This is a genomic window from Novosphingobium sp. CECT 9465, assembly GCF_920987055.1.
Classification (GTDB): domain Bacteria; phylum Pseudomonadota; class Alphaproteobacteria; order Sphingomonadales; family Sphingomonadaceae; genus Novosphingobium.
Genome location: NZ_CAKLBX010000001.1, coordinates 3448075 through 3473526, shown reverse-complemented (window position 1 = coordinate 3473526; position 25452 = coordinate 3448075). Strand labels below are relative to the sequence as shown.

The window sequence follows — 25452 nt, the reverse complement described above, 5'->3', positions numbered from 1 at the left end:
GTTGCCAACGAACGGGGCGGACATTGCTGGACGGGATTCCTGCACGAAGGTCCGACCGCACCGATCAATCAGGAATTGATGATAAACAGATAAGCGCCATGATGTGCGCGGGGGATTAAGCGATGAATTACGATGTGATTGTCATGGGATCGGGAGCTGCCGGCCTGACTGCGGCGGTGACCGCTGCGAAGTCCGGGCTGAAGGTCGTGCTGCTGGAAAAGGCTGGCCATTTCGGCGGGACCACCGCAATTTCCGGTGGCGGCGTGTGGATTCCCGGAAGCCCGCAGGCCATCGCCGCGGGCATCGACGATAGCGTGGAAAAGGCGCGCGACTACGCTCTTGCCGTCGTCGGCAATCGCGCGGAGCGCGAGATCATCGAAGCGTACATGGCGGTCGGTCCCGAAATGGTGGCATGGCTTGGCGCAAACACCTCGGTTCACTTCCTGCTCTCGCCGCCGTCCTCGGACTGGTATCCAGAAGTACCGGGATCGGCGCATGAAGGGCGGCTGCTCGCACCGGCGGAGTTCGACGGCAAGACCCTGGGGGCTGATTTTTCGCGCCTGTCGAAGCCGCGCGAGGAGTTCAACGCGCCGGGTGGCATGATGATCGATCTGTTCGATTTGCCCTATATCGCGCGTCTGCCGGCGCCGGGCGCACTGTGGCACATGGCCAAGATCGCGGTCCGGTTCGCACTCGACAAGCGCAAGCTCGGACGCGGTTCGCGGTTGACCATGGGCACGGCGCTGGCCGGACGCCTGTTCAAGTCGGCCATCGATGCCGGGGTGGAATTGCGCGAGAATGCGCCGGTCGAGCGCTTGCTGGTAGAGGACGGCAAGGTCGTCGGGGTTCGCGCCACGATTGATGGAAAGAGCACCGACCTGAAGGCTGCGCGCGGCGTCGTGCTGGCATCGGGAGGGTTCTCCGCCAGTGCAGAATTGCGCAAGGCGTTCATCCCTTATCCCGACCAGCACATTTCGATCCTGCCCTATACCAATACCGGCGATGGAATCGCCGCAGGTCAGGCGGTTGGCGCGGCGATGGGCGCGGACAATCATGTCAATGCGGTCTGGGCGGTGGTTTCGACCAACACGCTCGCCAATGGCTATGTAGAGCGTTACGCCCACCTGATCGACATGTCGAAGCCCGGCTGCATCGCCGTGAACAACCAGGGTGCGCGTTTCGCCAACGAGGCGAGCCAGCATTTCGTCAGCGCCATGCACGCCACCGGCACCGTACCGGCACATATCATTGCCAGCGCGAAGAACGTGAAGAAGTATGGCATGGGGCTGGTTCTGCCGGGTGGCGGACGGCTCAAGGAGCTTCTGGCAAGCGGCTATCTGAAGAGCGGGAAAACCCTGGAGGAACTGGCTGCGCGGATTGGTGTCAACGCCGCCGGGTTGGTGGCCACGGCAGCCAGGGTGAATGCCGATGCGGCTACCGGCAAGGATACCGCATTCGGAAAGGGTGATACGCTGATCGATCAGGAAATCGGCGATCCGGGCCATGCGCCAAATCCATGCTTTGGCCCGCTTGGCGATGGTCCGTATTATGCCATCCAGATTTTCCCCGGCGATGGCTCGACTACCGTCGGCGTCAAGATCGATGCAAAGTGCCGGGTCCGCGGTGAAGATGGCCAGCCGATCCCCGGATTGTGGGCGGCCGGACTGGATGCAAACTCGATCTGGCAGGGCAAATCGCCTGCTCACGGTTGCAACGTCGGTCCCGCCATGGTGACCGGCTATATCGCCGGGAAGGCAATCGCAAGCTTATGAAGGGGCGAACCCCGGACCTTCCGCGCTCCGTGCGCTGGAAGGTCCGGGGTCGCCCTGATCGTCCGAAGTATCAGGCGGCCCGGCGCTTGGCCTCGGCAACCATCCGGTAGAGACCTTCGTTATAGGTCATCAGCTTTTCCTGGCTGAGATTGCGGTACGGCGTCATCGGGCACAGCGAATCCACCACCGTCCAGAACGGCTCGATCTGTTCGAGAACTTCGTCCACCGACCCGCACTTGACGAAGGCCTGGACGACCTCGTCGCTGACATTCTTGATGACGCTGGAAACATCGCCATGTTCGCCCGCCGCCAGCTGGCATGAACGGGCCAGATCACCGAACCCGATCGCGTCGAAGAACGGCTCGTATTCCTTGTAACCGATATAACCGGCAACGGTTGCGCGACTGTCGTCGATGGCTTGCTGCTTGTCGTCGTTGATCGCGATCCAGGGCCAGGCGTTGACTTCCACGTCGCTGCGCTGGCGGCCGAAACGGGCCAGTTCAGCCTCGATGAACGCCTTTTTCTGGACGGTGTAATCAACCGTCCACAGCGCATGGACCATCAGGCCATCGCTGATTTCAAGCGCGAGGCTGGTCAGCTTGTCCTTCAGTGCGGCGATCCAGATCGGAATGCGTTCGCGCACCGGAGGTGCGGTCATCATCATCTCGGTCCATTCGGCGTTGAAGTATTCGCCGTGAATCGGCTCCATCCCCTTGTGCGCGTTGGCGTTTACATAGCGGACGACCTTCACGACTTCGCGCAGATGCGTCAGCAGCTTGCGCTTGGGTTCGCCGTAGATACCGCACACCGCGCTGTGCAGCGAGGTCCCCAAGCCGAGGATGAAGCGGCCCTGGGTGATCGTGTCGGTTTCCATCGCGGCAAATGCGGTCTCGACCGGACTGCGGGTCCCCGCCACGGCAATACCGGTCGATACCTTCAGCTTGTCGGTCATCGCACCGACTGCCGCCATCGGCACGAACGGAGGACCGTAGATCTGCAAGGAAAAGCATCCCTCGAAGCCTACGGCCTCCATCTGTTTGGCAATACCGCCCATGACCGGCGCGGGAAGCACGGGCATGACGCCCCACCAGCGACGCTCGCCGCCGGTTGCATTCAATAGGCTGGTCATTATTTCTGATACCCGATGATTTCGCTGCAATCCGTGCTGACATTGTCGCGATAGGCAAAATCGCCGCGCGCCTGACGTTCGGCCAGTGCCAGCATCAGCACACGATATTTCTGTCCTGCTTCATCCAGTGGCGAATGCAGGTCCTTGCGCGGTTCGCTGTGCATGTAGCGCGGGCTTTGCGGGCTGGTCATCGAACTGTCCTGCCGCGAAACCTTGTAGCTGGCCTTGGGCATCACGTAGCGGAAGGGATTGCTCTTCTTCACGTTGCTCGTGTTCATCGCATAGTCGAGCCGGGTCCTGTCGCGCGTTTCGGGTACGCACGGGTGGAACAACTGCACGTTATCACCGGGGCTGAACCGGCCATAGGCAATGGCGGCGTGGCTGCGCAGGTAAATGCGGATCACCTGACGGACCTGCTGGACATCGGCCTTCACGCCGCCGAACAGTTTCATCACCGGCGCGACCGACTTGTTCACGCAGGTACGGACCATGGTGATGGTTTCGCTGTCGTGAAACACCTCGACCGTTTCCTTGTCCATCTTCTCGTCGCCGACGACATCGGCATGAAGAAAATCGGCATGCGTGAGATCGATCAGGTTTTCGAGGCTTAGCGGGGCGCAGCAATCGAACCGCACCGTGCCCAGCATGTGCAGGGGCAGGCCGCCGTCTTCAGGCAGGTAGGGGATGCTTGGCACATGTTCCGGGGCGGCATTGGCGGGATTGCCGAACCAGCCCCAGACATAGCCATACTTCTCGATCACCGGATAGCGTCCGGCGGCATCGGAAAATGCGGTTTTTGCCCCCTGCAGCCCTTCGGCAGGATGAAATTCCGAAGCAACTGCAAGGCCGTTTTCCCGCCACAGGAAATAGGGCTGCGAATAGACCGCACGACGGACAGGCTTTGCTTCCACCGCGAAGCTGTGGGCAAGCGGAAACCAGGCATCCTTGAGCACGATGTCGTGCGGAACCCAGGAATTGACCTTTGCCGCAAACGTGCGCGGATCGGAGGAAATCGGATCCTCGTAGTCGAGGGTCGGCGCACTGTCATTGATATCGAGCATTGCGATCTCCTTTTCCAGATCAGGCAGCGACGGCGCTGTCGGCGCGGTTGGCAATTTCGCGGCGCAAATCAGCCGCGTGGATGGAAGCAGATGGTTTGGTGACGCGAAGTTCGGCACCGTCCACCGTCGGCAGGACGCGGAACGGTGCGCCCAGTGCCATGGCTTTCGCGGCAAGGCTGCGACGCCCGGCCTCCAGCTTTGCCCGCCAGCGAACCTGCGTGACGCCGCGCGCAGCTGGAACCGGCGCAATGGTGGCGCGCAACAGCGGCATGAAGGCATCGTCGCGCAGCAACAGCTCGCTTTCGCCGGTTATCGCATCGGTCGAGATACGCAGAGTCACGGGAAAATCAGAGATGAACGGAGCGGGCCAGCTCGGCGTCGACCACTGGCATGACCGTTCAAGCACGAGGCGGCCATCCTGTTCGACCAGTTCGGCCATGAGATATGGCGTGAACTTGATGCCGCGGATGGCGATGACCAGTGCGGGATTGTCGAACAGGGCATTGATGAAGTGTTCGTGGCCCAGAGCGACATTCTCGGTGCCTGCCAGCGGCAGGGTTTCGGCCAGAGGCGCAGGTGCTGCTGCCTTGGCGTCAAGGTTCACGCGAACAAAGCCACCGCTTTCCGCCACCGCAAAGGCGCGGGCGCGATAGACGGGCGGGAATTTGCGGTCGCTCTTGAGGTTGGGGATATCGACCAGCTGGCCGTCCTTCCCATCAAAGGTCCAGCCGTGATAGCCGCATTGAATCTTGCCGCTGCCCAGCACGCAACCCAGCGAAAGCGGCGCGCGGCGATGAGGGCAGCGATCCTCCAGCGCGCGGACAACACCATTGTCGCGCCACAGCACTATCGGCTGATCTCCAATATCGACATTGATCGGCTTGGTCGCGGTAATCTCTTCAGACCGTGCGACGGCCCACCACGCATTCGCTGGCATTAACGACTCGCTTTCTCCCAGACTTCATTGGCATTAAATTGACATATGGCAATTTAATTGTCAATTCTCCGAAAAGGCTGGCTTTTGGGCCGGACAGGTTGTGCAAAGGAGCGTTGGAGCAATGAGCGACCCCGTGACGGAAGTTCTGGCCTTTTTCGATGAATGGAAGCCGACATTGGCCGCCATGCTCACTTCGATGGAAAAACGCTTTACCGACGAGACGGTATGGGAAAATGTCGGCATTTCGCGGACGGTGGGCTTCGCGCAGGCAAAGGCGTTCATGGAAGCCTTTGCAGGCGCCAACCCGATCGAGAGCGGTGAAGTGATTGTTCATCACATTGCTGCGGCGGGCAATGCCGTTCTGACTGAACGGATCGACAACTTTTATGACAAGGACGGCAATCTCGTCCTCTCGATCCCGCTGATGGGCGTTTTTGAAATGGACGGGCCGAAAATCCTCGCTTGGCGTGACTATTTCGATACGGCAAAGGGGTTCTGAATGGCCGTTGCGCCATAGGGGTGGCCAGGCTGCCCCCGGCGCGTGGCCCCCGGTCGGGACGGGATGAAGAATGCTGTTCGGGACCGGCGCGATGCCGGCAGGTTTTGGCGAGGGACAATTGCCAGCCATGGGGAAGGGATGTCATGTTTGTGGGCAGGCATCGCCCAGCGGTGCGGCCACTGGCGCGGAGCGCTAGGTCATGGCGCGCCCCCATTCCGCGGCTGTCACACTGGAGAAAATACTGGCGGCTGCCCGCGCCGAGTTTGCGCAGAACGGGTTCGACGGAGCGCGGCTTGATGCCATTGCCAAGGCCGCAGGCGTCACCAAGCAACTGGTCTATCACTATTACAAGTCGAAGGAAGAACTCTACGGCGTTGTGCTCGACCTTATCTCGCGCGATTCGCATATCATGCTCGACAGCAGTGACTACGACGATTGCACACCGCCCGAAGCCATTGCACTGCTGGTTACCCGCATCATGCAGAGTTTCCGTGAGCGTCCCTACCTTGCCGGGATGATGCTCGATCAGGACCTGCATCAGGGTGAGCATATAACGCGCCGATCACAGTACATCCCCACCGTTCGCAAGTTCGTCAACGCCAGGATGATTCCCATCGTGGACCGGGGTGTTGCCGAGGGATTCTTTCGACCGGGGATCGATCCCTTCATGCTTTACTGGACGCTGTTTACGCTTGCCACGTCCGTATTCACGCAAGCCTGGGCCATGATCGAGAGCTGCGGAACCGACTTCACCTGCGACGAGATGATCGATCGCTGGCGCACCCACGTCGTCACGCTGGTCTTGCAGGGGATCGCTGCACATCCCGATCCATTTGCTGGCAGTCCGCAGGAACGGCCAGCATGATCCGGCCTTTCGCAGTATGTCCGGGCTTCAGAAACTGCGCCAGATCCTGACAGGAACGCTATCGGCAGGGCCAGTGCCCTGCGGGCACCGCGCGGGCTTCAGGGTGCGCCCATGGCACACATGGATTTCACGCAGCCAGCCGTCACGGCCCAGCAGAAGCCTGATCATATCGCGCTTCAGGCGCGGGTTGGCAGTGACCATGGCTTGCCGTACCATCCCTGCATCAAGGCCCTCCTGCCGGGAAAGCCGGGCCATATCGGGAAACTGCATCGCCTGGAACAGCGCGCGGCCCTTGTCGAAATAGGTTGCGGGATCGCGCGTCATGCAACTGCCGTGCTTGGCCCATTCATGGACCAGCAGATCGGCAGATGGCGTGGCGCACATGTTTTCTCGCAGCGTCTGCGCATCTGGCGCGCGCCGCACCGGGCACCATTGGGGATAGGCCCCGCCCTTGCCTTCGGGCCAAAGCCCGTGCAGTACGAAACCGAAGCGCCCCATCGATCCCGAACATTGCGTGGCATGCGCGGGATCGGCCTTGCGGGTACGGCAGAACTCTGGAGACCAGCTCAGCGCGAGGGTATAGCCGGTCGTCGGCACCACGCGCGGCGGGGCGTCCGGTTTGGGCAGGGGCGGTACGGAGATTTGGGGCGGCACCCGGCATTGCCACCCCTGGGCGATGGCGGGGGTGGCGCCGACCGCCAGGACACAGGCAATTACCGTGCGCATCATGCTATTCGAAGGTTTCGGGTCCGGCTGGTGCACCCTTGCTGGCGAACCAGCGGCGCGATTCTGGCGTGAACAACAGTCCGGTGGCGATGGCCTGCAGCAGCGTGGAAAGCGCGCCGATGCCAACGTAAGCGATGCCCAGCGTCTCGGTCATCGCAAAGCCGCCGGGTAACCCGATGAGGCCGATCACCACGAGGACGACCAGAAACCATTTGGCGATGGTGCTGGCACGGCGTGCGACGAGATACCAGAATACCAATGAGATCGCGATACCAGCAAGGAAGCTGATCAGCACAATACCCATCGTCTGACCGCTACCGCCCAATACTTCGCTCAGGGTGCCGTAATGGATCAGCAGGTTGATCAGCCCGATGGCGAGCGTTGCAAAGTAAATCCGCTCGAACCACTGGATGGAAGCCGGACGCATCAAAAATCCCCTGTCATTGCCCCTACAGACTGTCAGGCCAGCGGTGTGAAGTCGAGACCGATATCCGCCGCAGGCGCGCTTTGCGTCAGACGGCCGACGGAAACGTAATCGACGCCCGATGCGGCAATCGCACCGATCGTGTCGAGCCGCACACCGCCCGAAGCCTCGCATGGCACACGTCCGCCAACCAGTGCCACCGCCTGTCGCAGCAGGTCCGGCCCCATGTTGTCGAGCAGCAGGCGAGTGGCACCTGCGGCAAGCGCTGGTTCGATCTGTTCGATTCGGTCCACTTCGCAGATCACGTCGTTCACGCCCGCCGACAGCGCACGACGTACCGCTTCGGCCACGCCGCCCGCAACGAGGACGTGGTTGTCCTTGATCATCGCCGCATCCCACAGGCCCATGCGGTGATTGGTGCCACCGGCGGTGCGCACCGCGTACTTTTCCAGATGGCGCAGGCCGGGGATAGTCTTGCGCGTATCGAGCAGGCGGGCTTTCGTGTCGCCCCCGAAACTCTCGATCGCATCGACATACTGACGGGTCAGAGTCGCTACGCCGGACAAGTGCTGGACAGTGTTCAGCGCGCTGCGTTCCGCCGTCAGCATCGCGCGGGCATTGCCTTCCAGCCGCATCAGGTCTGATCCGGGCGTTACTTGTGCGCCTTCCCGAACCAGAATCTCGATGGACATCGCCGGGTCGAGCGCGCGGAAGAACGCTGCGGCAATCGGCAGCCCGCAAACCGTGATCGCATCGCGGCTATCCATCACGCCGGTAAAGCGCGCGTCAGCCGGGATCACGCTTTCGCAAGTCACGTCATGCCCGCCGCCGGGCAGACCTTCACCCAGATCTTCGGCAAGCGTGGCGGCGACGAAGGCTTCAAGATCGAAGCCGGGGATTTCAAATTCTTCCATGTCACCCACTCCGTTCGTCCTGAGCCTGTCGAAGGACGCGCGCAGGGCGGGAACTACGAACGCTGCATATGCGTCAGGTCGCTACTGTTTCGCGAGTCCTTCGACAAGCTCAGGATGAACGGGTATCTGGCATTTTTGGCAGAAGCGGGGCTTAGTGAACGAACCTTGCCACAACATCGCGGTAGGAGCGTGAGACCTTCACCTCCGCGCCGCTCTCCAGCACAAGGAAGCATTCGCCGTTGGTGTGCGGGCGGACCTGGCGGACCTGATCGAGGTTGACGATCTTCGAGCGATGGACCCGCTGGAAAACGCGCGGATCGAGACGGCGTTCAAGATCCTTCATCGTCTCGCGCAGGATCAGCGAATTGTCGCCGGTGTAGATGCACATGTAGTCGCCCGCCGCCTCGATCCGCTCGATCGTGTCGACATCGACGCGAAAAATCTGGCCGCGATCCTTGATGTTGATAAGCTTTTCGAAACGGCCGGTTACCGGCTCACCCTCATCTTCTATTTCAGGCATGGAATCGGGCGCCACTTCGGCAAGCACGATTTTCAGCTTGTCCGCCTCTTCCCGGCCACGCTTTTCGGCAATGCGGGTGCGCGCCCGGTCAAGCGCATCGGCAAGACGATCCACTTCGACCGGTTTGAGCAGGTAATCGACCGCGTTGGCCTCGAATGCCTTGATCGCGTGTTCGGAATAGGCGGTGACGAAGACGAACAGGGGCGGATCGATCTCCATCACGCCCTTGACCACGGAAAAACCATCGAATCCGGGCATCTGGATATCGCAGAAGACCAGATCGGGTTTTTCGGTCTTGATCTTGCGAATGGCCTCGCGACCGTTGGAGCAGGTGTCGATCACTTCGACATCGGGGAAGGCTTCAAGGCGCAGTTGCAGCCCCTGAATGGCCAGTTTTTCGTCGTCGACGAGGATCGTGCGAATGGTCATGCGGTTCCCTTATGGATCACGTTGCGCCCCCGTGACGGATTTCCCGTTGGAGCAGCCCTGAACGCAGGACGGGACTGCGGGCGTTCGGTTCCCGAAATCATGCCGATACGCCCGCTGGACGGCGGACAGGAATGGCGTTGGAGGCAGGTTCGCGTGGCTCGAACGGAAGTTCGAGCACCACCTGAAAGCCACCTTCCGCGCGGTTGGAAATATCAAACCGCTGGTTTTCGCCATAGGCCTGCGCCAGCCGGTCGCGAATGTTGGCCAATCCTATGCCGGTCGAGTCACTGCTCACGCCGAACACCGTCGAAGGGTCGGTGCCCGGTTGCAAGCCCGGCCCGGTATCGGACACGGTAACCCGCAGCATGGAGCCGACGAGTTGCGCCTCGATGGTTATTTCCGCGCCATATTCGAGCGGGCTGACCGCATACTTGATCGCGTTTTCAACCAGCGGCTGGAGCAGTAGCGAGGGCATAAGGGCGTTGCGGGCGGCGTCCTCGATGCGGAATTCGGTGCGCAGGCGCTCTTCGAAGCGCATCAGTTCGATATCGAGGTACAGCTTGAGCGTCTCGATCTCCTGCGCAACGGTCACGCGCGCGGTCGGTTCGTTGACCAGCGTGTAGCGCAGGAACGACGACAGGCGCGACAGCATCGCATTGGCCGGTTCGGTCTGCTTGAGCAGGACCAGCGTGGAGATGGAATTGAGCGTGTTGAACAGGAAATGCGGGTTCAACTGGTAGCGCAGCATCGCAAGCTGGGCGCTGGTTGCCTGCGCTTCCAGCCGCATCAACTGGTCGTTCTGCTCCTCCACCTGCAGGAAGAAGTTGATCGCGTAATACAGGCCTGTCCACGAAATCAGCAGGGTGAGGTCGAGGTAGAACACGCCCACGAACAATTGCGCAAAGCTGGCATCGCCGCCCTGGCGGTAAAGGCTGATCACCCATGAATCGATGAACGCATAAAGGCCGACCGACAGCGGCAGGACGAGTGCAGTCACGCCCCAGGTGACGATCGGGCGGCGGTTCATCACCGCGCGGTAGATTACCGACATGATCAGCGAGATCGAAAAGCCGGTAATCGTGGCGATGACCACAATGACGAGAAACGACCATGGCTGCGCATTGGCGATGGACGAAACCGCGCGCAGCAGCATCGCGCCGCCCCAGCCAAGGAACTGCAGGCGCCAGAAGGCGCGGTTCTTGTTGCCGAAGAACGGCGTAGGGCGGAACGGCAGCGCGGCCATGAACGGATTGTATCGGTTAGCGGACAGGGAAGCTAGCCTTTGCCCGATCGACCGCGAAGGCAGCGGTGGAGATCATCCCTTGCGCGCAGCATCGATGGCGGTTTGGAGTTCGGCCGCAGGCACTGCGCCATTTATCATCCGCTCGCCGATCACCCATGCGGGTGTGCCATTGACTCCAAGCTGGCGAGCCATTTCCAGGTTCCGCTTGAGTTCGTCCTCAACCTCGCTGCGCGCCGTAAAGTTGCGGGCGGCGCCAAGGTCCAGCCCGGCGGCACCGGCAGCAGCGGCGATGCTGTCATCGCTGGGGCGCGCGCCTTCGAACATCGCCTTGTGGAAAGCGGAATAGCGCCCCTGCGCGGCCGCGGCGAGCGCCATGCGCGCGGCGGGCGCGCTTTCGGGTGCGATGATCGGCAATTCGCGAATCACCACGCGCAAGTCGGGGTTCTGCGCGATCAGGCCTTCGAGGGCCTTCACGCTCTGGCGGCAATACGTGCAGGCAAAGTCGGTGAATTCGACGAGTGTGACCTTGCCGTTGGGATTGCCGAGCACCGCGCCGGGGAAGGGTGTTTCGAGCGCGCCGCGTATCGGTGCGATCTGGGCTGCGGATTCGCGCTGTTGCAGGCGTTCCATCGCTTGCGGCAGCACTTCGGGATGTTCGAGGATGTAGGACCGCACCAGCCCTTCGATGGCGGCGCGCTCTTTTCCGTCGATACCGGCGCTGGCAAGCGAGGCTTCGAGTTGCGCATCACTGCCGGCGGCATCGTCCGAACGCTGGTTCTCGAACCACCAGCCCGCGCCAGCGCCCCCTGCGGCAAACAGCGCTGCGACAAGTGCGAAAGCGCCAAGGCGCCGGGGTTGGGAATCTGCCATCGCCACCGGGCCTAGCGCGACTTGCGCTGCCGCTCAATCATTGCGCGCGCCGACATCGCAATGTCCTGCGCGCGCAGCCAGTCGGGTGTTCCCTTGGGCAAGGCGGCCTCTGCCGCTTCGGCGCTGCGCAGCGCTTCGGGCAGTCGCATGTTCATCAGTTGCTGTTCCGCGCTGGCCAGCCGCGCGCGGGGCAGATCGCCCTTGGCTTCATAAACCACGCCCAACTGATACCAGGTGAACGGATTGTCCTTGTCGCGCGCCACGGCGGTCTTCAGCACTTTTTCCGCTTCGGCAAAATTCTGCGCATTTTCGGTGGCGATCAGCGCATGGCCGAACGTCGTGGCGATCAGCGGTTCGTTGCTGGTCACTGCGGTCGCCTTGCGCAAGGGTTCTATCGCTTCGGCGGGACGACCCGATTCCAGAAGGATCTGGCCTTCCAGTTCCAGGAAATAGGGATTGGCCGGGTCCTGCGCGATCAGCGCCTTGGTTTCCTCCAGCGCCTTGTCGGCAAAGGCTTCCTTGTGAAAGGCATAGGCGCGGGCATAGCGCGCGGGAACGTCGGTCAGATATTCCGGGTAGGCCCGCAATGTGTCCTGCGGATCGGCAAGGTAACCATAGAGCTTGGCCTTCACCCGCTGGAACCGCGCTTGCAGGTCTGCCGGTGGCGGGGTGTTCCAGGCAGGGTCGCGTTCATAGACGTCCTGCAGCGTGGTCAGGCGGTCCGAAGTCATCGGGTGAGTGCGATAGAATTCTGCATCGGGATTGGCGCTGGCGTTATAGCCATAGCGGAATTCCTGATTCTGCAGCTTCTTGAAGAATTCTATCGATCCGCGCCCGGAAATGCCCGCGTTGGAAAGGAACTGCGCGCCAGCGGCGTCTGCCGATGATTCCTGCGCGCGGCTGAACGCCAGGAACTTGCCCAGCGCCGCTTGCTGGCCGGCCATGAACACGCCAATGGCCGCGTCGGGCGATCCGGCCGCTGCGGCAAGACCGCCCAGCAGCAGGCTGAGCACGGTGATCCCGGTGGCGGGCTTCAGGCCTTCGTCAAAACGGATCACATGCCCGCCGGTGATATGGCCAAGTTCGTGAGCGATCACGCCCTGCAATTCGTTGACGCTGTCTGCCGCGCCGATCAGCCCGGAATGAATGAAGATGGCCTGCCCGCCCGCCACGAAGGCGTTGATCGACCCATCGTTGAGCAGGACCAGCTCTACCGCACCCGGATTGAAGCCCGCGGCCTTGAAGATCGGCGCGGCGGCATCGCGGAACAGGGCCTCCGTCTCGGCATCGCGCAGGACCGATTGCGCGGCGGCGGGTTGGATGCACAGCGCCAGCGCGGCAAGACCGGTGCCCACGCGGGCGAGGAAGCGGCTCAGAGTGGGGCGTCTGTTCACGATGCCGGGACTATCGACCCTCTGCCTGAACCGCAACTGAAGCGGGTGCGGTTACCTTGGCGAGAAAGGGCAACACGGTATCGAGCGTGCGGCTATCACGCAAATAGGGACGCGCGAACTGCTTGATAATGTCTTCATGCGTCACGCCCTTCAGCAAAACCGGCGCGGTCGGCACACCTGCTTCCGTCATTCGCCGGGCCAGGGATTGCGAATTGCGGGGCTTTACCGTTTTATCGCTATCGCCGGTCACCAGCAGTAGCGCAGGCGCGTCTCGGCGGACAAAGTTGACGGGCTGCGTGAGCGATGGATCGGGCGCCTTGCCAAAGCTGTTGATCGACGAACTGGTATCGAACGGCAGGAAATCGAACGGGCCTGCCAGCCCCACCGTGCCGCGTATGATCCGATCATCGAGGCCGACGCCGCGCAGCCACTGCCGGTCGAGAGTCAGCATGACGGCATTGTAGGCCCCGGCAGAATGTCCCATCAACGCCATCCGGGCCGGATCGGCGCCGTGCTTGCCCGCATTGTCCTGTACCCAGCGCAGCGCGGCCGCGCCGTCTTCCAGCATCGCGGGGTAGCGCACCTGCGGATAGAGCCGGTATCCCGCCAGCACCACGGCATAGCCTTGCGCGCAAAGGGTGCGCGCGATGAAGCGGTAATCGTGCGGATCGCCACTTGCCCAGCTGCCGCCGTGGATGAACACGACAATCGGGAGTGCGCCGCTGGCACTCTGGGGCACGAACATCTCCAGCTTCTGCGCAGGGTCCGGGCCATAGCGGACGTTGGCCACCAGCCGGATTGCGCCGTCACCGCCGTTGAAGATCCTGTCCACGCTATCGAGCAGCGCTACGGCATTGTTCTGGCGCGCATGACGAAAGGCGATCGTTCCGATTGCCGCAAGCAGCGCCAGCGTGACGGCTGTCCAGCCTATCCATCCCATTCGCAAAATGCCCAGTGCCGTTCGTGGTGCCGTTCGCTTCATGGCAGAAGGGCTAGCAGTGCCGGAGCATACCGCAAAGCGGTCTGTGGGTCGGTCAGTGACCGATCAGGTTGCGCGCGGCACGTTCGAACAGCGCGGGATCTTCGATCACTTCGCCGATAAGCGTGACTTCGCCGTTTTCAAGGCGCCGCACGACCACCAGCGCAAATTCGGCGCCATCGGCACAGGCGATCTCCGAGACCTTGCGCGGCGGGATCGCACGAAGCGATTCGACCAGCGCTTCCGGTCCGCGCCTGGCGAGCGCCTTGCCCGCTTCCTCGCGGCGCAGGCGCCGTTCGGTATTGACCACACCCTTGAGACCACCGGGCGCATCGGACAGATATTGCCCCAGGCCACCACGCGGCAGACCGATGCGCTGGGCATGGGTGAGCGCGGTGGCATATTCGGTCAGGCGGGTCTTGTCGTAATCGGCCCCGAACACCAGCTTCACCACCGGCGTCATCGGCGCGCGTTCCTGCATCGTCAGGCCCGCGTCTTCCAGCAGTTCAGCAAAATCTTCAGGCGCGTCCTGAGCCGCCAGGGCAAAGTCCCACGCACGGCCGATTGCGGCGTAAAGTGCACTGCGGGTGCGGTCCTCGCTTGAATTGGCTACCAGTGCCAGATCGCGGGCCGATGCCAGCCAGTCGGCCAGCTCTTCCGGTTCTTCCGCGGGCAAGGCCCCCGGCGCTGCCAGACTATCATGGTCCAGCCCGGCATCGTCCAGCCCGGCATCGTCCAGCGCAACATCGTCGAGGCCGAAAACCGGCTGGGGGAATGCACCAAGGTCAAGCGCCGCAGGACCATCGGCCCACGCATCGGTCGCCTCGATCAGCGGGCGGCGCGAACGCGTCTGCTGAGGCTCGGCGTCGAGTACTTGACCAATGGCTTGCAGCAGTTCGTCGGTCGTCGCCTGATCGGCCAGTTCCTTCCAGTTGATGGCCCCCATGATGTAATCGATCTGCAGCCCGTCGGACGAGAACGGCAGCAGGATGCCGCGATAGAGGATGGTGCGGCCATGCTGGTTGACGAATTCCGCCTCGAACCCGATCGGCGCCTGATTGGCGATGATCTGCATGTAGTGATCGGTGATGCGCGACAGCAGCGAGCGGCCCGGCACCTGGCTCAGCCGTTCGATCGAGCTTTCGGTTCCGCATTCCGCCGCCAGCTTGCCGCCGACGAAGGCAATGGCCGGGTTTTCGATGCCATCATCGAAATGAAGCAGGACCGCGTTCTCGGCAAAATCGGGATAGACCCCGGCCAGCAGGGTGGCAACGGGCGGGAACGTGTGGTTGCCCAGCAATCCGGCCCAGTAATTGTAGGCGCGCACTTGCATGCGGCGCTCGTCCTGGCCGACCGACGGCGGTGGTTCGCTTGCCACTTCGTCCTCGAAGCCTGCAAGGTCGAGTTCCGCATCGACGCTGTCCCGGTCAATTCCCCGCAAAGTATCCATTACGTCCACCAGATCCCCTTGTCCGGGGACAGGTCTGGCGCAACTTTGTAAAAATGTGCTTAAGTTGCGCCAGTGGCGTGGGCATGGATCAGGCGCGCATGGCGATGGCCTGGGCCTTGCCCAGCAATTGCCGGGCCTGTGCCAGATGCAGCAGTTCCGCCATTTTCCCGTTTATTCTCAGGGCGCCCTTGCCCGCATTTGCCGGGTCGGCAAAGGCCGCGACAATTGCCTCCGCATTGGTGATATCAGCATCGGTCGGTGCGAAGATGCGGTTGCAGGCATCGAGTTGCGCGGGGTGAATCAACGTCTTTCCATCAAACCCCGAATCGCGCGCCTGTACGCACTCGGCCTCCAGCAGTGCGGGATCGTCAATCGCGTTGCACACCCCGTCAAGGATCAGCAGACCGTGGGCACGGGCTGCCAGCACGGCCATCGTCAGCACCGGCACAAAGGCGGCGCGACCGGGCAACTGCGCAATGCCGCTGTCCTTGGCCAGATCGTTCAGGCCAAGCACGAAGCCACGCAGCCGCGTAGTGGCGGCACAGGCCGCGATCCGCTCCAGCGCCAGTACGGCGCGCGGCGTCTCGATCATCACCCACAGTGCGATATCGGGCGCAAATCCCGCAGCGTCCATCGCCCGCGAAAGCCCGACAATATCGTCGGCATCGTCGACCTTTGGCGCCAGCACGGCTTCGACCGGGGCGGCAGCGAGCGCGCGCAGATCATCATGTCCCCACGGCGTCGAAAGCGCGTTGATCCGTGCGATCAGGCGACGATGGCCGAAGCCCCCCGCCTGCGCTTCGGCAACCAGCGCGCCGCGCGCATCAGCCTTTGCTTCCGGCGCGACCGCATCTTCCAGATCGAGCGCCACGGCATCGCAATCGAGACCGCGCGCCTTGGCCATGGCGCGGGCATTGCTGGCAGGCATGTACAGCACGGAGCGTAAGGGGCGATGATCAGTCACAGTTTTTCGGTCCTTGGAGCAGTCCTTCGGGTAGGCCTTGCGTCGTATCGGGCACGATGTCGAGGCGGCCTTCCTCTCGCGTTGGCATGGGAGCCACGAAATGCAGGACCAGTGTCAGCACGAACCAGCCCGCAGCAGCATGCAGCGCGGTTGGCAGGCTGGAATGATCGGCAACAGTGCCCCATGCCCACGCTCCCAGCGCCATGCCGCCAAAGGCTACGGCCTGGTAAATCGACAAGCATCGCCCAAGAATGTCCTCCGGGCTGCGCAACTGCATGGCCACGTTCAGGCTGGTCATCGCGCTGACCCAGCCCATGCCGCCGACGAACGATGCCGCGACTGCCATCGGCAGGCTGGTCGCCCAGGCCATCAGCAGCAATGCCACGATGAAGGTCATCGTCGCGCCCGTCACCACGGCCTCTGCACCGAAGCGCCGCCGCGCTTTCGAAATCCACAGCGCGGTCAGGATCGACCCGATGCCGAATGCGCCCAGCATCAGGCCATAGTCGAGTTCGGTGCCCCCCAGCATGTCGCGCGCAATGCTGGGCATCAGCGCCTGGAATCCTGCCGCACCGACCCCGATGGCAAGTCCGCGCAGCAGCACCTTGCGGATCGGTGACGAGCCTGCGCAGAACCGCAGGCCCCGTCCGATGGCGGCCAGCATCGGCTCACGCGCAGGGGGCAGCGATTCGGGCCGCCAGCGCATCAGGACCACGATCATGCCGATATAGCTGACCGCGTTCAGCCCGAACGCGAGGCTGGTGCTCCACAGCGAGATGAGGACGCCGCCCAGTGCCGGCCCCACGCTGCGGGCAAGATTGAACGATATGGCGTTGAGCGAGATCGCCTGCGGCAGATCGGCGCGCGCCACTTGCAAGCGCACCGAGGCCTGCCACGCTGGCCCGTTGAGCGCGGTGCCCATGCCGACCATCAGGGTGAGCGCGAGCAGCGACCACGGACCGATGTTGCCGGTATAGGACAGCGCCGCCAGTACGCCCGAAACGACCAGCATCCCGGTCTGTGCCGCCAGCATCACGCGGCGGCGGTCGAAATTGTCGGCAATCGCGCCGGCAAACACGCCAAGCAGCAGGATCGGGATCGTGGCGGAGGCCTGCACCAGCGCTACCAGAACGTGGCTGGTCGTCAGTTCGGTCATCAGCCATGCTGCGCCGACGGACCGGATCATCGAACCGATGTTGGAAAACAGGTTGGCCGTCCAAATCGCGCGGAAAGCCGGGTAGTGGAACGGGGCAAGCGCGCCGCCGGAAGTCTGGCTGGTTGGGGCAGGCACTAGATGTAACGGACCTTCAGGGTCATGTGAACGGGCTTTCCGGGCAAGACTTCGAATGCTGCGGCATCGAATTTGGGGGGGGCCATCCTGATCGGCGCGTTGCGCGAAAAGGCATAGCCTTCCTTGGGAAGGAACAGGGCCATGTCCATCTTGCTGTTGCTGTTTTCGTCATGCAGCACGGCAATGGCATAGCGCCCCGAAGGCACGTTGTGCAGCACCATCGGTCCGGTGTCGGACGCCTTTGCCGAAGCGACCCGGCGGTCCGGGTCGGTATCGCAGCCTTTGGGAAACGATTTCGGTTTTGCGGTCATGCAGACATGGATCATGCCGGTCCTGTTGCGCAGGCCGGTCAGGTCGATCGCGATCGTCGTCGTATCTGCGCCGTTTCCCGGCAGCAGCACGATCGGAAGAAGCAGAAGTGCGCGCTTCATGGGGCGGAAAGTCCCTTGTCGGTGCCGCACAGCCGATCCCAGAAACGGAAATAGAGACCGTAGTTGCAGCGATATTGCTCATGATGGCGGTTATGGTGGCTGGCGGTTATCAGCCATCCCCCCAACCTTGAATGAACAAGGCCGCGTGGAAACATTTCCCAGCCCATGTGATTGGTCACGCCCATCACGGTCATGATCAGCAGCACCAGCCCCAGCATGCCGATGTGAATCGGGATCACGAAGACCAGCGCCGGAATCAGCAACGAGACGATCGCCGCTTCGACCGGATGAAAGTTCATCGCCGCCCATGCCGTGGGCGGGCGGCTGGCGTGATGGATCGCATGAACCCTGCGGAACACCGCGGGCCGGTGCATCCAGCGGTGCGTCCAGTAGAACCATGCATCGTGGATGACGAGGTAGGCGAGGAGCGAGACCGGCATCCACCACAGCGGCCAGGCGAGTGGATCGGTGTAGATTTTGGTCCACCCGCGTTGCTGCCATCCCCAGGCCACGATCCCGGCAGGAACGCCATAGATCGCTGCGGTGGCAAGGCTCCACGCGATTTCGGACCGGATCTGCCTGCCCAGGCCGCGATAGAGACCGGGCCGCACCTTGTGCGTGGCCCATGCAAACAGCCCGCTGGTGGCCAGATAGCGCAGCGCGACGATCACCGTCATCGCAAGGGCAGAAGCAAGCGCGCTGTTCATGCCTGCGCTATGCCAAGCTTTGCCGCGAAGGGACAGCCCTGCCTTGGGGCATGACCGGCTGACGGGATGACAGTGCGACCCTCGCGGGCCGCACTGTCATCGATCAGCCTGTATTGATTCAGCTTGCGCGGCGGACCTTGTTGCGGTGCGCGCCGACGCCGGGCGCGCCGCGTGGGCGGAAGGTGCGCGGCTTGTTGCCGTCGCGTTCACCACCGGCACCGTCGGCGTGGACCGGATTGCGCACCGGGCCGCGATCGTTCTGACGCTCGCCATCGCGCTGTTCCTGGCGCGGGCTGGCATCGCGCGGACGGCCATCGCGGCCTTGCGCGCGACCGCCATGGCTCTGGCCGCCACCGCCACCGCGCGATTGACCGTTTCCGCCACGGCCACCGTTGCCGCGCTGGGCGCGGGCATCGTGGCGCGCGTCGCGCTCTTCTTCGGCAGGCTTGCGGCTGGGCGCGGGAAGCTTGGCGGCTTCGGCCATGAAGTTTTCGGGCAACGGCATGGTGTCCACCTTCAGGCGGGTCAGGCGCTCGATGTCCTTGAGGTAGGGCTTCTCATCCGGCGCGCAGAAGCTCATCGCGATGCCATCGGCACCCGCGCGCGCCGTGCGGCCAATGCGGTGGACATACTGTTCCGGCACGTTGGGCAGTTCGAAGTTGAAAACGTGGCTGACGCCCGAAACGTCGATGCCGCGCGCGGCGATGTCGGTTGCCACCAGCACCGGGCACGAACCCTGGCGGAAGGCGTCAAGGGCGGCGGTGCGCTGGGCCTGGCTCTTGTTGCCGTGAATGGCGCGCGCTTCGATCCCGGCCGAGGTCAGGTGGCGCACGACGCGGTCCGCGCCATGCTTGGTGCGGGTGAACACCAGCGCGCGATCAAGTTCCTTGGTGGTCAGCAGGTTGCGGATACGCAGGGTCAGCAGTGCCTGCTTTTCGGCCTGATTGACGAAGGTCACGTACTGTTCGACGCGCTCTGCCGTGGTGGAATTGGGAGCCACTTCGACGCGCACCGGGTTGACGATGAACTGCTTGCCCAGATCCTCGATCGCCTTGGGCATCGTGGCGGAAAAGAACAGACTCTGCCGCGTCTTGGGCAGCAGGTTCGCCACGCGCTTCAGCGCATGGATGAAGCCGAGGTCCATCATCTGGTCGGCTTCGTCGAGCACGAAGATTTCGGTGCGGCCCAGCGTCAGCGCGCGGTTGTCGATCAGGTCGAGCAGGCGGCCCGGCGTGGCAACGAGAATGTCGATGCCGGGCACCAGACGGCGGGCCTGCTTGGAGATCGGCACGCCGCCGAACACGCAGGCGACCGAGATCTTGAGATATTTGGCATAGCCTTCGATGTTGTCGGCAATCTGGGCGGCCAGTTCGCGCGTCGGCGAAAGGATCAGCATCCGGCACGAAGCGGGCTTGCGTTCGATCGGGTTGGCAGCCAGCCGGTGCAGCGAAGGCAGCGCGAACGCGGCGGTCTTGCCGGTGCCGGTCTGCGCGATGCCGAGCAGGTCGCGGCCTTCGAGCAGCGCAGGGATGGCCTGCTGCTGGATCGGCGTCGGGTCGGAATAACCTTTGGCTTCAAGCGCGCGCAGAATGGGTTCGGCAAGGCCGAGATCGGAGAAAAATGACATGAATATGCTTTCATAGGCACGTCTGGCGAAGGCCGACGTGCGGGTTTGGTTCGCTATGCGCACCAACCTGTAATCAGGAGACGCGCGGGGTCGATCGTGCGACCCATGCGTGAAAGGGGAAGCGGGCGGGGCAAGAACCGTTCGTCCGGGGCGGAACCTTCGCCTTTCAGCGGGCTCTCACGCCAGCACCCGGATTGCAGCGGATGCCCGCCGCCGGTCTTGCTGCGCCGCACATAGGCGAAGGGTGGCGATAAAGCAAGGAAATTCCGGCAAAAGGACGTTGCCAGCGTGGCAACGCACCGCCAACGTGGGGGCAGAAGGAGTGATCGATGCGCGTGATGTTCGGAGTTCTGGCGGGCCTTGCCGTGGTGGCCAGCAGCGCACAGGCCGCGCCATCGCAGCCTGAAAGCGTGATGATCGCCACGATCGATGCCGAACAGGCGCGCACGCTGAAACTGCTTGAGACGATGGTCAACCAGAATTCGGGCAGCCGCAACAGCGATGGTGTGCGCAAGGTGCGCGATATCGTGATCCCCGAATTTGCCGCGCTGGGCTTTGCCGCGCGCTGGATACCGATGGAGCAGACCGGCCGGGCGGGGCATCTCGTGCTGACGCACAAGGGCCGCAAGGACGCGAAGAAGCTCCTGCTGATCGGCCACCTCGATACGGTGTTCGAACCCGATTCGCCGTTCCAGCGCTTTGTCCTTGAAGGGGACAAGGCCAAAGGGCCGGGCGTAGGCGATGACAAGGGCGGCATCGCGGTGATCGTGGCGGCCCTGCGCGCGATGCAGGCGGCGGGAACGCTGAAGGGTGCGAACATCGAGGTTTTCCTGACCGGCGACGAGGAAGAGGCGGGCCATCCGGTGAAAGTTGCCCGCGCCGATCTGGTAGCGGCGGCAAAGGCCGCGCATGTCGCGCTCGATTTCGAGGGCCTCAGCCGCGAGGATGGCAAGGACATGGGATCGATTGCGCGCCGCTCCTCGCAAAGCTGGACGCTGACGGTCGATGCGGAATCGGGCCATTCCAGCGGCGTGTGGAGCGAGCGCGCAGGCGATGGCGCGATCTATGCCGCTGCGCGCATGGTCACCGCGCTGCGCGATGAATTGCCCGAACCCTATCTCACGCTCAATGTCGGCCTGATCGCGGGCGGGGCGGAAGCCGAAGTGGGGGACGACAACGCCCACGTCTCGGCTTCGGGAAAGACCAACATCATCGCGGGAAAAGCCGTGGCGCGGGGCGATCTGCGCACCCTTTCGCCCGAACAGAACGCAGCGGCGATGCGCAAGATGGAAGCCATCGTCGCGCGCAAGTTCCCCGGTGTCACTTCGGCAAGGATTGAATTCAGCGAAGGCTATCCGCCGATGGCGCCGACCGATGGCAACAAGGCGTTGCTGGCACGGCTTAACGCGGTGAACGCCACGCTGGGCCTGCCGCAGATGCAACCGCTCGATCCGATGAAGCGGGGTGCTGGCGATATCAGTTTCGTTGCCGCCCATATCGATGGTCTGGTCGGTCTTGGTCCGCATTCAACCGGCGATCATTCGCCCGCAGAAATGGTGGACGTGCCCAGTCTTTGGACGCAGGCCAAGCGCGCCGCCCTGCTGATGAGCCGCCTTGCCGCTGAAAAAGCGCTCGCGTCCAGGTGATCGACGCCCATCCACCCAGCCCGTGCAACAAGGTCTGCGTGATCCATCCGGTTACGCAGGTGTGCCGGGGCTGCGCGCGTAGGCTTGATGAAATCGCGGCATGGTCTGGTGCCAGCGCCGCCGAAAAGCGCGCGATCCTTGCCCGGATCGCGCAGCGTCAAAGCGTCAGCAGCACATCCACATAGCCATAGCGCGCATTCCCGGTGGCAGGCGCATTAGGCGCATCGCGCAGCAACCCTCGCTTTATCAGCACTGCCCCGCCGGCATCGACCTGGAGCAGTCCCGGCACGATCCAGTGTCGCACCCGCGCCTCGATCTGGTGGCCTGCCAGCCGACTTGAGGCACCGCTCGCGTCGCGCACTCCGGTCGCGGCAAAGCTGTCGCGCACATTCTGCGCCCAGGCGCTGCGCCACGCCACGAAACCATCGGTACGCTTCGATGGTGCAACTTCCAGCCGGACCGATGGCGATACGATGTTCGCGCGGCTGAACGGTCCGTAAAGCCCGTTCGGTCCAAACTCGAACCGGCGCGCGCCATAGAGCGTATCGAACCGGGAATAGCGCCCGGCCTTGCCGCCGTCGCCGCTCGCCGCATCGAACATTGCCACGATGCGCGGCTTCCACGGCGCAGTCAGCGTGTGGCCCAGTTCGCCGTGAAGCAGCCATGCGGATACATCGAGATCGGTTGCATCGGCCACGGCAGTCGATCGCCGCGCCTTGCCGAACTGATATGCTGCCTCGATATCATGGTCCCACTGGCCTGCCGCAGGCGCACGGAACAGGCGCGCGCCAATCGTGGCCAGCCGTCGATTGCGCGTCAGGCGGCCCGCGCTGTCATGCTCGATCAGGCCGAAGGCATAAGGCTGAAGCACACCCCCGGCGACGCGCGGCAGGCTGCCGTGTGCGCCGAAAAACATCAGATCGGTGCTTTCGCGATCCCACTGCACCCGATCAGCGCGTACCCCCGCCGCATCTTCGGGCAGGCGCACATGCGGCATCGCCCAGACCACATCGATCTTCTGCCCACCGCTGGCTGCCCAGCCAAGATGCGCGCCGGTAAAGGCGTTGGTCGTGTTGCGGAAACGCTGGCGCGAAACCAGCCGCCGCCCGCCAAGGTCAAGCGTGAAACGCCCCGCCGTCAGCAGCCCGTACCCGCCTGCGGTCCTGTTGCCCAGTTCCACCTTCACATTGGCCTGGACAAGCTCAAGCGCGTTGATTTCGGCAGTGCCCGCAGAGGACGCCACGTCCTGCCCCCACGTCCTGCCCCCACGCCCGCGCATCCCACAGTTCCGCGCCAAAGCGCACCGAGCCTGCGTCATATTCGGCCTCAAGCGTGGTCTTGAGCGAGACCATCGTGTCGTTCGACGGCGCGTTCGGACGAAACTGCCCGTCGATGGATTCGACCCGCAAGCGGGCTGAGGCCGCAATCGACAATGGCCCGTCATCGGCAAGCGCGACGGACGGGGCGAGGCACAATACAAGACCGGCAATGGCGCGGGATATGGACATGGGCCTCCTTGCGCACCGCTTTGACGGGTAGCGTGCGGGCCGTCGCCTAGCGCGCACTTGCGGCAATTGCCAGACCGGACTATCGGGGCCGCAACGTCACTTGGGGAGTAGCCACCGCAAAGCCTGCGGTCCCATCCATCGTCACGATGGCGCGTCAACATGCTTGGCCGAGAGGCCGTGGCGCAGGCGGCGGGACTGTCCCGCCGGGCGAGACCAATGACGGCAGCTTTTCGTCCGGGCCGGGCGGGGAGATCTGCCGTCGTTGTCTCAGCTTCCGCCCGGCCCCTAGAGAACCTGCCATGCTGGAAGCCCTGACCACCTCCACCGCCATCGTCGCGCTTGCCGAAGTTGGCGACAAGACGCAATTGCTCGCCATCGTGCTGGCTACCCGCTTCAGGAAGCCGCTGCCGATCGTGCTGGGCATCCTGTTCGCCACCCTTGCCAATCATTTTCTCGCGGCCTTGCTGGGGGCGACCGCCGCAGCGTTCCTCGATGACATCTGGTTTCGCTTTGCCGTGGCCGTGGGCTTTGTCGCAATGGGACTGTGGACGCTGGTGCCCGACAAGCTGGATGATGACGATGCGCCCAGGCCTTCGCGCTACGGTCCGTTCCTGACCACGCTGGTCGCGTTCTTCATCGTCGAGATGGGTGACAAGACGCAGATCGCTACGATCGCCCTGGGCGCGCGCTTCAACGATGCACTGGCGGTCACCGTCGGCACCACGCTGGGCATGATGATCGCCAATGTACCGGCGGTGTTCCTCGGCAACGAGCTGATCAAGCGCGTGCCGCTCGACGTTGTGCGGATGATCGCGGCGGCGCTGCTGGTGGCAACCGGGGTGGCGCTGTTCATCCAGACACTTGGAATCTGGTGAAGCCGCTTTACCTGTTCGGTGTTTGTTCCTAATTATGCAGCATGACCGAATCAGTAAATGCCATTGCCGAAGCTGCGATCGAGCGGGAATCCCGTGCCGTCGCGCGTGGCATTTGCCGCCTGTTCGCGCGCAACGATATCTGGTGCCTGCCGGAAATGCCGCTCCGCTCGAACCGTCGCGCCGATCTTATGGGTATCGATGCCAAGGGGCAGGTCGTGATCGTGGAGATCAAGGTTTCCCGCGCCGATCTGCTTGGGGATGGCAAGTGGACCGACTACCTCGATCATTGTGACCGGTTCTACTGGGGCCTTGCCCCGCATCTCGACCGTGCCGTTCTGGAAACCGAGGATTTCCTGCCCCATGCCTGCGGGGTAATCGTTGCCGATGGTTATGACGCCGAAATCCTGCGTCCGGCGCCCACCATTCCGTTGGCAGCGGCAAGACGAAAGGCCGAAGTGGAGCGTTTGGCGCGCGCATCACTGCGGCGGCAACTGGTGGGCATCGATCCGCATTGTGCGGCATGGGGTGCGCAATAGGCGTTGCGGCGGTCAGGGCCGACGCTTGATTCCCAGCGGCGGAATCAGCGCGAGCAGTGCGGCCCGCGTGGTAACGAACTCCTGCCACAAAGCCAAAGCTGCGGGCACGGGTGATACCCCACGTGCCGAAACCGCCAGCAGCGCCGCAAGCCCCGGCTCCATGAACGAAGACAGATCATCCACGCCCTGCTTTGCCAGCTCATAGCGCCATCCCCCGGTATCGCGCATGATCGCCGGGAAATTGCGAATTTCGGGCTTGCGCATTTCGGGTTGCAATCCCGCCAGCGTCGAAACCACCGCTGCCGCATCATGCAGCGCCGCCCATGTCATCGACATCGCATTGCCCGCAGCATTGCCGAAGTCCGGCTGACCGGCCTTCGGCGGTCGGGCCGGTCGCATCGAATCACCGCGGTTGGAAAAGGGTTGCTGCATGAATCGCACGACTACCCGCGCGCCGCCTACCAAATCGCTAAAAACCCGAAACGGGCCTTTCGGGGCATGACCGATTCCAGGCGACAAAATCGCTGGCAACCGCGCCAAGGCGCTGCTAGGTGGCTCTCCGGCTCTGGCACCCGTAGCTCAGCTGGATAGAGTACTGCCCTCCGAAGGCAGGGGTCACAGGTTCGAATCCTGTCGGGTGCACCAATTTCCCAAA

At 63.2% G+C, this 25452-nt stretch carries 27 protein-coding genes and 1 tRNA gene; 8 read left to right on the top strand and 20 right to left on the bottom strand.

Annotated elements, in window-relative coordinates:
* The first annotated feature begins 122 nt into the window (after positions 1-122).
* Positions 123-1772: an FAD-dependent oxidoreductase gene (locus tag LUA85_RS16855; protein ID WP_231471512.1), complete on the top strand. Its 1650-nt coding sequence runs from the start codon at positions 123-125 to the stop codon at positions 1770-1772.
* Between the two features lie 70 nt (positions 1773-1842).
* On the opposite strand, the gene LUA85_RS16850 is transcribed toward LUA85_RS16855, so the two are convergent.
* From LUA85_RS16850 to LUA85_RS16840, 3 genes are read right to left on the bottom strand one after another with little or no spacing between them, the layout of a single operon-like run.
* Positions 1843-2901: an LLM class flavin-dependent oxidoreductase gene (locus LUA85_RS16850; protein WP_231471511.1), complete on the bottom strand. Its 1059-nt coding sequence runs from the start codon at positions 2899-2901 to the stop codon at positions 1843-1845.
* Positions 2901-3962, bottom strand: a complete 1062-nt coding sequence (locus tag LUA85_RS16845; protein WP_231471510.1) for an oxygenase — start codon at positions 3960-3962, stop codon at positions 2901-2903. Before LUA85_RS16845 ends, LUA85_RS16850 begins: the two co-directional genes overlap by 1 nt.
* Before the next feature lie 19 nt (positions 3963-3981).
* The gene (locus LUA85_RS16840; RefSeq protein ID WP_231471509.1) at positions 3982-4899 is read right to left on the bottom strand and encodes a Rieske (2Fe-2S) protein; all 918 of its coding nucleotides are present in this window, start codon (positions 4897-4899) and stop codon (positions 3982-3984) included.
* Between the two features lie 121 nt (positions 4900-5020).
* On the opposite strand from LUA85_RS16840, the gene LUA85_RS16835 reads away from it, so the two are divergent.
* Positions 5021-5398, top strand: coding sequence for a limonene-1,2-epoxide hydrolase family protein (locus LUA85_RS16835; protein WP_231471508.1), 378 nt, complete (start codon positions 5021-5023; stop codon positions 5396-5398).
* A 199-nt stretch (positions 5399-5597) separates the two neighbouring features.
* Complete coding sequence (locus LUA85_RS16830; RefSeq protein ID WP_231471507.1) at positions 5598-6263, top strand: TetR/AcrR family transcriptional regulator; 666 nt, start codon at positions 5598-5600, stop codon at positions 6261-6263.
* A 27-nt stretch (positions 6264-6290) separates the two neighbouring features.
* On the opposite strand, the gene LUA85_RS16825 is transcribed toward LUA85_RS16830, so the two are convergent.
* From LUA85_RS16825 to LUA85_RS16760, 14 genes are all read right to left on the bottom strand, one after another.
* Entirely contained in the window at positions 6291-6989 is a 699-nt protein-coding gene (locus tag LUA85_RS16825) for a ribonuclease T2 (RefSeq protein ID WP_231471506.1), read from the bottom strand.
* 4 nt (positions 6990-6993) lie between these two features.
* Entirely contained in the window at positions 6994-7416 is a 423-nt protein-coding gene (locus tag LUA85_RS16820; RefSeq protein WP_231471505.1) for a hypothetical protein, read from the bottom strand.
* Between the two features lie 32 nt (positions 7417-7448).
* Positions 7449-8327 (bottom strand): carboxylating nicotinate-nucleotide diphosphorylase, encoded by an 879-nt coding sequence (nadC, locus tag LUA85_RS16815; protein WP_231471504.1) that lies wholly within the window; start codon positions 8325-8327, stop codon positions 7449-7451.
* Between the two features lie 151 nt (positions 8328-8478).
* Positions 8479-9276 (bottom strand): LytTR family DNA-binding domain-containing protein, encoded by a 798-nt coding sequence (locus tag LUA85_RS16810; protein WP_231471503.1) that lies wholly within the window; start codon positions 9274-9276, stop codon positions 8479-8481.
* A gap of 97 nt (positions 9277-9373) precedes the next feature.
* Positions 9374-10519, bottom strand: a complete 1146-nt coding sequence (locus tag LUA85_RS16805) for a sensor histidine kinase (protein WP_231471502.1) — start codon at positions 10517-10519, stop codon at positions 9374-9376.
* Between the two features lie 72 nt (positions 10520-10591).
* Positions 10592-11389, bottom strand: coding sequence for a DsbA family protein (locus LUA85_RS16800; protein WP_231471501.1), 798 nt, complete (start codon positions 11387-11389; stop codon positions 10592-10594).
* An 11-nt stretch (positions 11390-11400) separates the two neighbouring features.
* Positions 11401-12786, bottom strand: a complete 1386-nt coding sequence (locus LUA85_RS16795; RefSeq protein ID WP_371823732.1) for a M48 family metalloprotease — start codon at positions 12784-12786, stop codon at positions 11401-11403.
* 7 nt (positions 12787-12793) lie between these two features.
* Positions 12794-13765 carry an alpha/beta hydrolase gene (locus LUA85_RS16790; protein ID WP_231471500.1) on the bottom strand — a complete coding sequence of 324 codons (972 nt, stop codon included), beginning with the start codon at positions 13763-13765 and terminating at the stop codon, positions 12794-12796.
* Between the two features lie 52 nt (positions 13766-13817).
* Positions 13818-15212, bottom strand: a complete 1395-nt coding sequence (locus LUA85_RS16785; RefSeq protein ID WP_231471917.1) for a hypothetical protein — start codon at positions 15210-15212, stop codon at positions 13818-13820.
* A gap of 88 nt (positions 15213-15300) precedes the next feature.
* Positions 15301-16149, bottom strand: coding sequence for a CoA ester lyase (locus tag LUA85_RS16780; protein WP_256448259.1), 849 nt, complete (start codon positions 16147-16149; stop codon positions 15301-15303).
* A gap of 19 nt (positions 16150-16168) precedes the next feature.
* Complete coding sequence (locus tag LUA85_RS16775; protein WP_231471499.1) at positions 16169-17467, bottom strand: MFS transporter; 1299 nt, start codon at positions 17465-17467, stop codon at positions 16169-16171.
* Entirely contained in the window at positions 17467-17898 is a 432-nt protein-coding gene (locus LUA85_RS16770; RefSeq protein WP_231471498.1) for a DUF2141 domain-containing protein, read from the bottom strand. Before LUA85_RS16770 ends, LUA85_RS16775 begins: the two co-directional genes overlap by 1 nt.
* Positions 17895-18605: a sterol desaturase family protein gene (locus LUA85_RS16765; protein ID WP_231471497.1), complete on the bottom strand. Its 711-nt coding sequence runs from the start codon at positions 18603-18605 to the stop codon at positions 17895-17897. Before LUA85_RS16765 ends, LUA85_RS16770 begins: the two co-directional genes overlap by 4 nt.
* A 118-nt stretch (positions 18606-18723) precedes the next feature.
* Entirely contained in the window at positions 18724-20232 is a 1509-nt protein-coding gene (locus LUA85_RS16760) for a DEAD/DEAH box helicase (protein WP_231471496.1), read from the bottom strand.
* A gap of 329 nt (positions 20233-20561) precedes the next feature.
* On the opposite strand from LUA85_RS16760, the gene LUA85_RS16755 reads away from it, so the two are divergent.
* A complete protein-coding gene (locus LUA85_RS16755) occupies positions 20562-21878 on the top strand; it encodes a M20/M25/M40 family metallo-hydrolase (protein ID WP_231471495.1) in 1317 nt (438 codons plus the stop codon).
* Positions 21875-22063 (top strand): DUF1289 domain-containing protein, encoded by a 189-nt coding sequence (locus LUA85_RS16750; protein WP_231471494.1) that lies wholly within the window; start codon positions 21875-21877, stop codon positions 22061-22063. The genes LUA85_RS16755 and LUA85_RS16750 overlap by 4 nt, the downstream gene beginning before the upstream one ends.
* Here the strand turns inward: LUA85_RS16750 and LUA85_RS16745 are convergent.
* Positions 22036-23121, bottom strand: a complete 1086-nt coding sequence (locus tag LUA85_RS16745) for an alginate export family protein (protein WP_231471493.1) — start codon at positions 23119-23121, stop codon at positions 22036-22038. The two genes, LUA85_RS16750 and LUA85_RS16745, sit on opposite strands and share 28 nt — an antisense overlap.
* On the bottom strand, positions 23081-23386 hold the full coding sequence (locus tag LUA85_RS16740; protein ID WP_231471492.1) for a hypothetical protein: 306 nt from the start codon (positions 23384-23386) through the stop codon (positions 23081-23083). Before LUA85_RS16740 ends, LUA85_RS16745 begins: the two co-directional genes overlap by 41 nt.
* A gap of 302 nt (positions 23387-23688) precedes the next feature.
* Between LUA85_RS16740 and LUA85_RS16735 the strand changes: the two genes are divergently transcribed.
* On the top strand, positions 23689-24261 hold the full coding sequence (locus LUA85_RS16735; RefSeq protein WP_231471915.1) for a TMEM165/GDT1 family protein: 573 nt from the start codon (positions 23689-23691) through the stop codon (positions 24259-24261).
* Positions 24262-24302: 41 nt separating this feature from the next.
* Positions 24303-24797 carry an MmcB family DNA repair protein gene (locus LUA85_RS16730; RefSeq protein WP_231471491.1) on the top strand — a complete coding sequence of 165 codons (495 nt, stop codon included), beginning with the start codon at positions 24303-24305 and terminating at the stop codon, positions 24795-24797.
* Positions 24798-24809: 12 nt separating this feature from the next.
* Here LUA85_RS16730 and LUA85_RS16725 read toward each other — a convergent pair whose 3' ends face one another.
* Positions 24810-25196, bottom strand: coding sequence for a hypothetical protein (locus tag LUA85_RS16725; protein WP_231471490.1), 387 nt, complete (start codon positions 25194-25196; stop codon positions 24810-24812).
* 169 nt (positions 25197-25365) lie between these two features.
* On the opposite strand from LUA85_RS16725, the gene LUA85_RS16720 reads away from it, so the two are divergent.
* Positions 25366-25442: transfer RNA gene (locus LUA85_RS16720), tRNA-Arg, on the top strand.
* Positions 25443-25452: the final 10 nt, after the last annotated feature.

Excerpts from the sequence above, each read along its gene's own strand:
- LUA85_RS16770 (WP_231471498.1), bottom strand. The coding sequence starts at position 17,898 with ATGAAGCGCGCACTTCTGCTTCTTCCGATCGTGCTGCTGCCGGGAAAC.
- LUA85_RS16755 (WP_231471495.1), top strand. The coding sequence starts at position 20,562 with ATGCGCGTGATGTTCGGAGTTCTGGCGGGCCTTGCCGTGGTGGCCAGC.
- LUA85_RS16810 (WP_231471503.1), bottom strand. The coding sequence starts at position 9,276 with ATGACCATTCGCACGATCCTCGTCGACGACGAAAAACTGGCCATTCAG.
- LUA85_RS16760 (WP_231471496.1), bottom strand. The coding sequence starts at position 20,232 with ATGTCATTTTTCTCCGATCTCGGCCTTGCCGAACCCATTCTGCGCGCG.
- LUA85_RS16765 (WP_231471497.1), bottom strand. The coding sequence starts at position 18,605 with ATGAACAGCGCGCTTGCTTCTGCCCTTGCGATGACGGTGATCGTCGCG.
- LUA85_RS16725 (WP_231471490.1), bottom strand. The coding sequence starts at position 25,196 with ATGCGACCGGCCCGACCGCCGAAGGCCGGTCAGCCGGACTTCGGCAAT.
- LUA85_RS16835 (WP_231471508.1), top strand. The coding sequence starts at position 5,021 with ATGAGCGACCCCGTGACGGAAGTTCTGGCCTTTTTCGATGAATGGAAG.
- LUA85_RS16845 (WP_231471510.1), bottom strand. The coding sequence starts at position 3,962 with ATGCTCGATATCAATGACAGTGCGCCGACCCTCGACTACGAGGATCCG.
- LUA85_RS16830 (WP_231471507.1), top strand. The coding sequence starts at position 5,598 with ATGGCGCGCCCCCATTCCGCGGCTGTCACACTGGAGAAAATACTGGCG.
- LUA85_RS16850 (WP_231471511.1), bottom strand. The coding sequence starts at position 2,901 with ATGACCAGCCTATTGAATGCAACCGGCGGCGAGCGTCGCTGGTGGGGC.
- LUA85_RS16740 (WP_231471492.1), bottom strand. The coding sequence starts at position 23,386 with ATGTCCATATCCCGCGCCATTGCCGGTCTTGTATTGTGCCTCGCCCCG.
- LUA85_RS16785 (WP_231471917.1), bottom strand. The coding sequence starts at position 15,212 with ATGGATACTTTGCGGGGAATTGACCGGGACAGCGTCGATGCGGAACTC.
- LUA85_RS16855 (WP_231471512.1), top strand. The coding sequence starts at position 123 with ATGAATTACGATGTGATTGTCATGGGATCGGGAGCTGCCGGCCTGACT.
- LUA85_RS16805 (WP_231471502.1), bottom strand. The coding sequence starts at position 10,519 with ATGGCCGCGCTGCCGTTCCGCCCTACGCCGTTCTTCGGCAACAAGAAC.
- LUA85_RS16730 (WP_231471491.1), top strand. The coding sequence starts at position 24,303 with ATGACCGAATCAGTAAATGCCATTGCCGAAGCTGCGATCGAGCGGGAA.
- LUA85_RS16825 (WP_231471506.1), bottom strand. The coding sequence starts at position 6,989 with ATGCGCACGGTAATTGCCTGTGTCCTGGCGGTCGGCGCCACCCCCGCC.
- LUA85_RS16820 (WP_231471505.1), bottom strand. The coding sequence starts at position 7,416 with ATGCGTCCGGCTTCCATCCAGTGGTTCGAGCGGATTTACTTTGCAACG.
- LUA85_RS16800 (WP_231471501.1), bottom strand. The coding sequence starts at position 11,389 with ATGGCAGATTCCCAACCCCGGCGCCTTGGCGCTTTCGCACTTGTCGCA.
- LUA85_RS16840 (WP_231471509.1), bottom strand. The coding sequence starts at position 4,899 with ATGCCAGCGAATGCGTGGTGGGCCGTCGCACGGTCTGAAGAGATTACC.
- LUA85_RS16790 (WP_231471500.1), bottom strand. The coding sequence starts at position 13,765 with ATGAAGCGAACGGCACCACGAACGGCACTGGGCATTTTGCGAATGGGA.
- nadC (WP_231471504.1), bottom strand. The coding sequence starts at position 8,327 with ATGGAAGAATTTGAAATCCCCGGCTTCGATCTTGAAGCCTTCGTCGCC.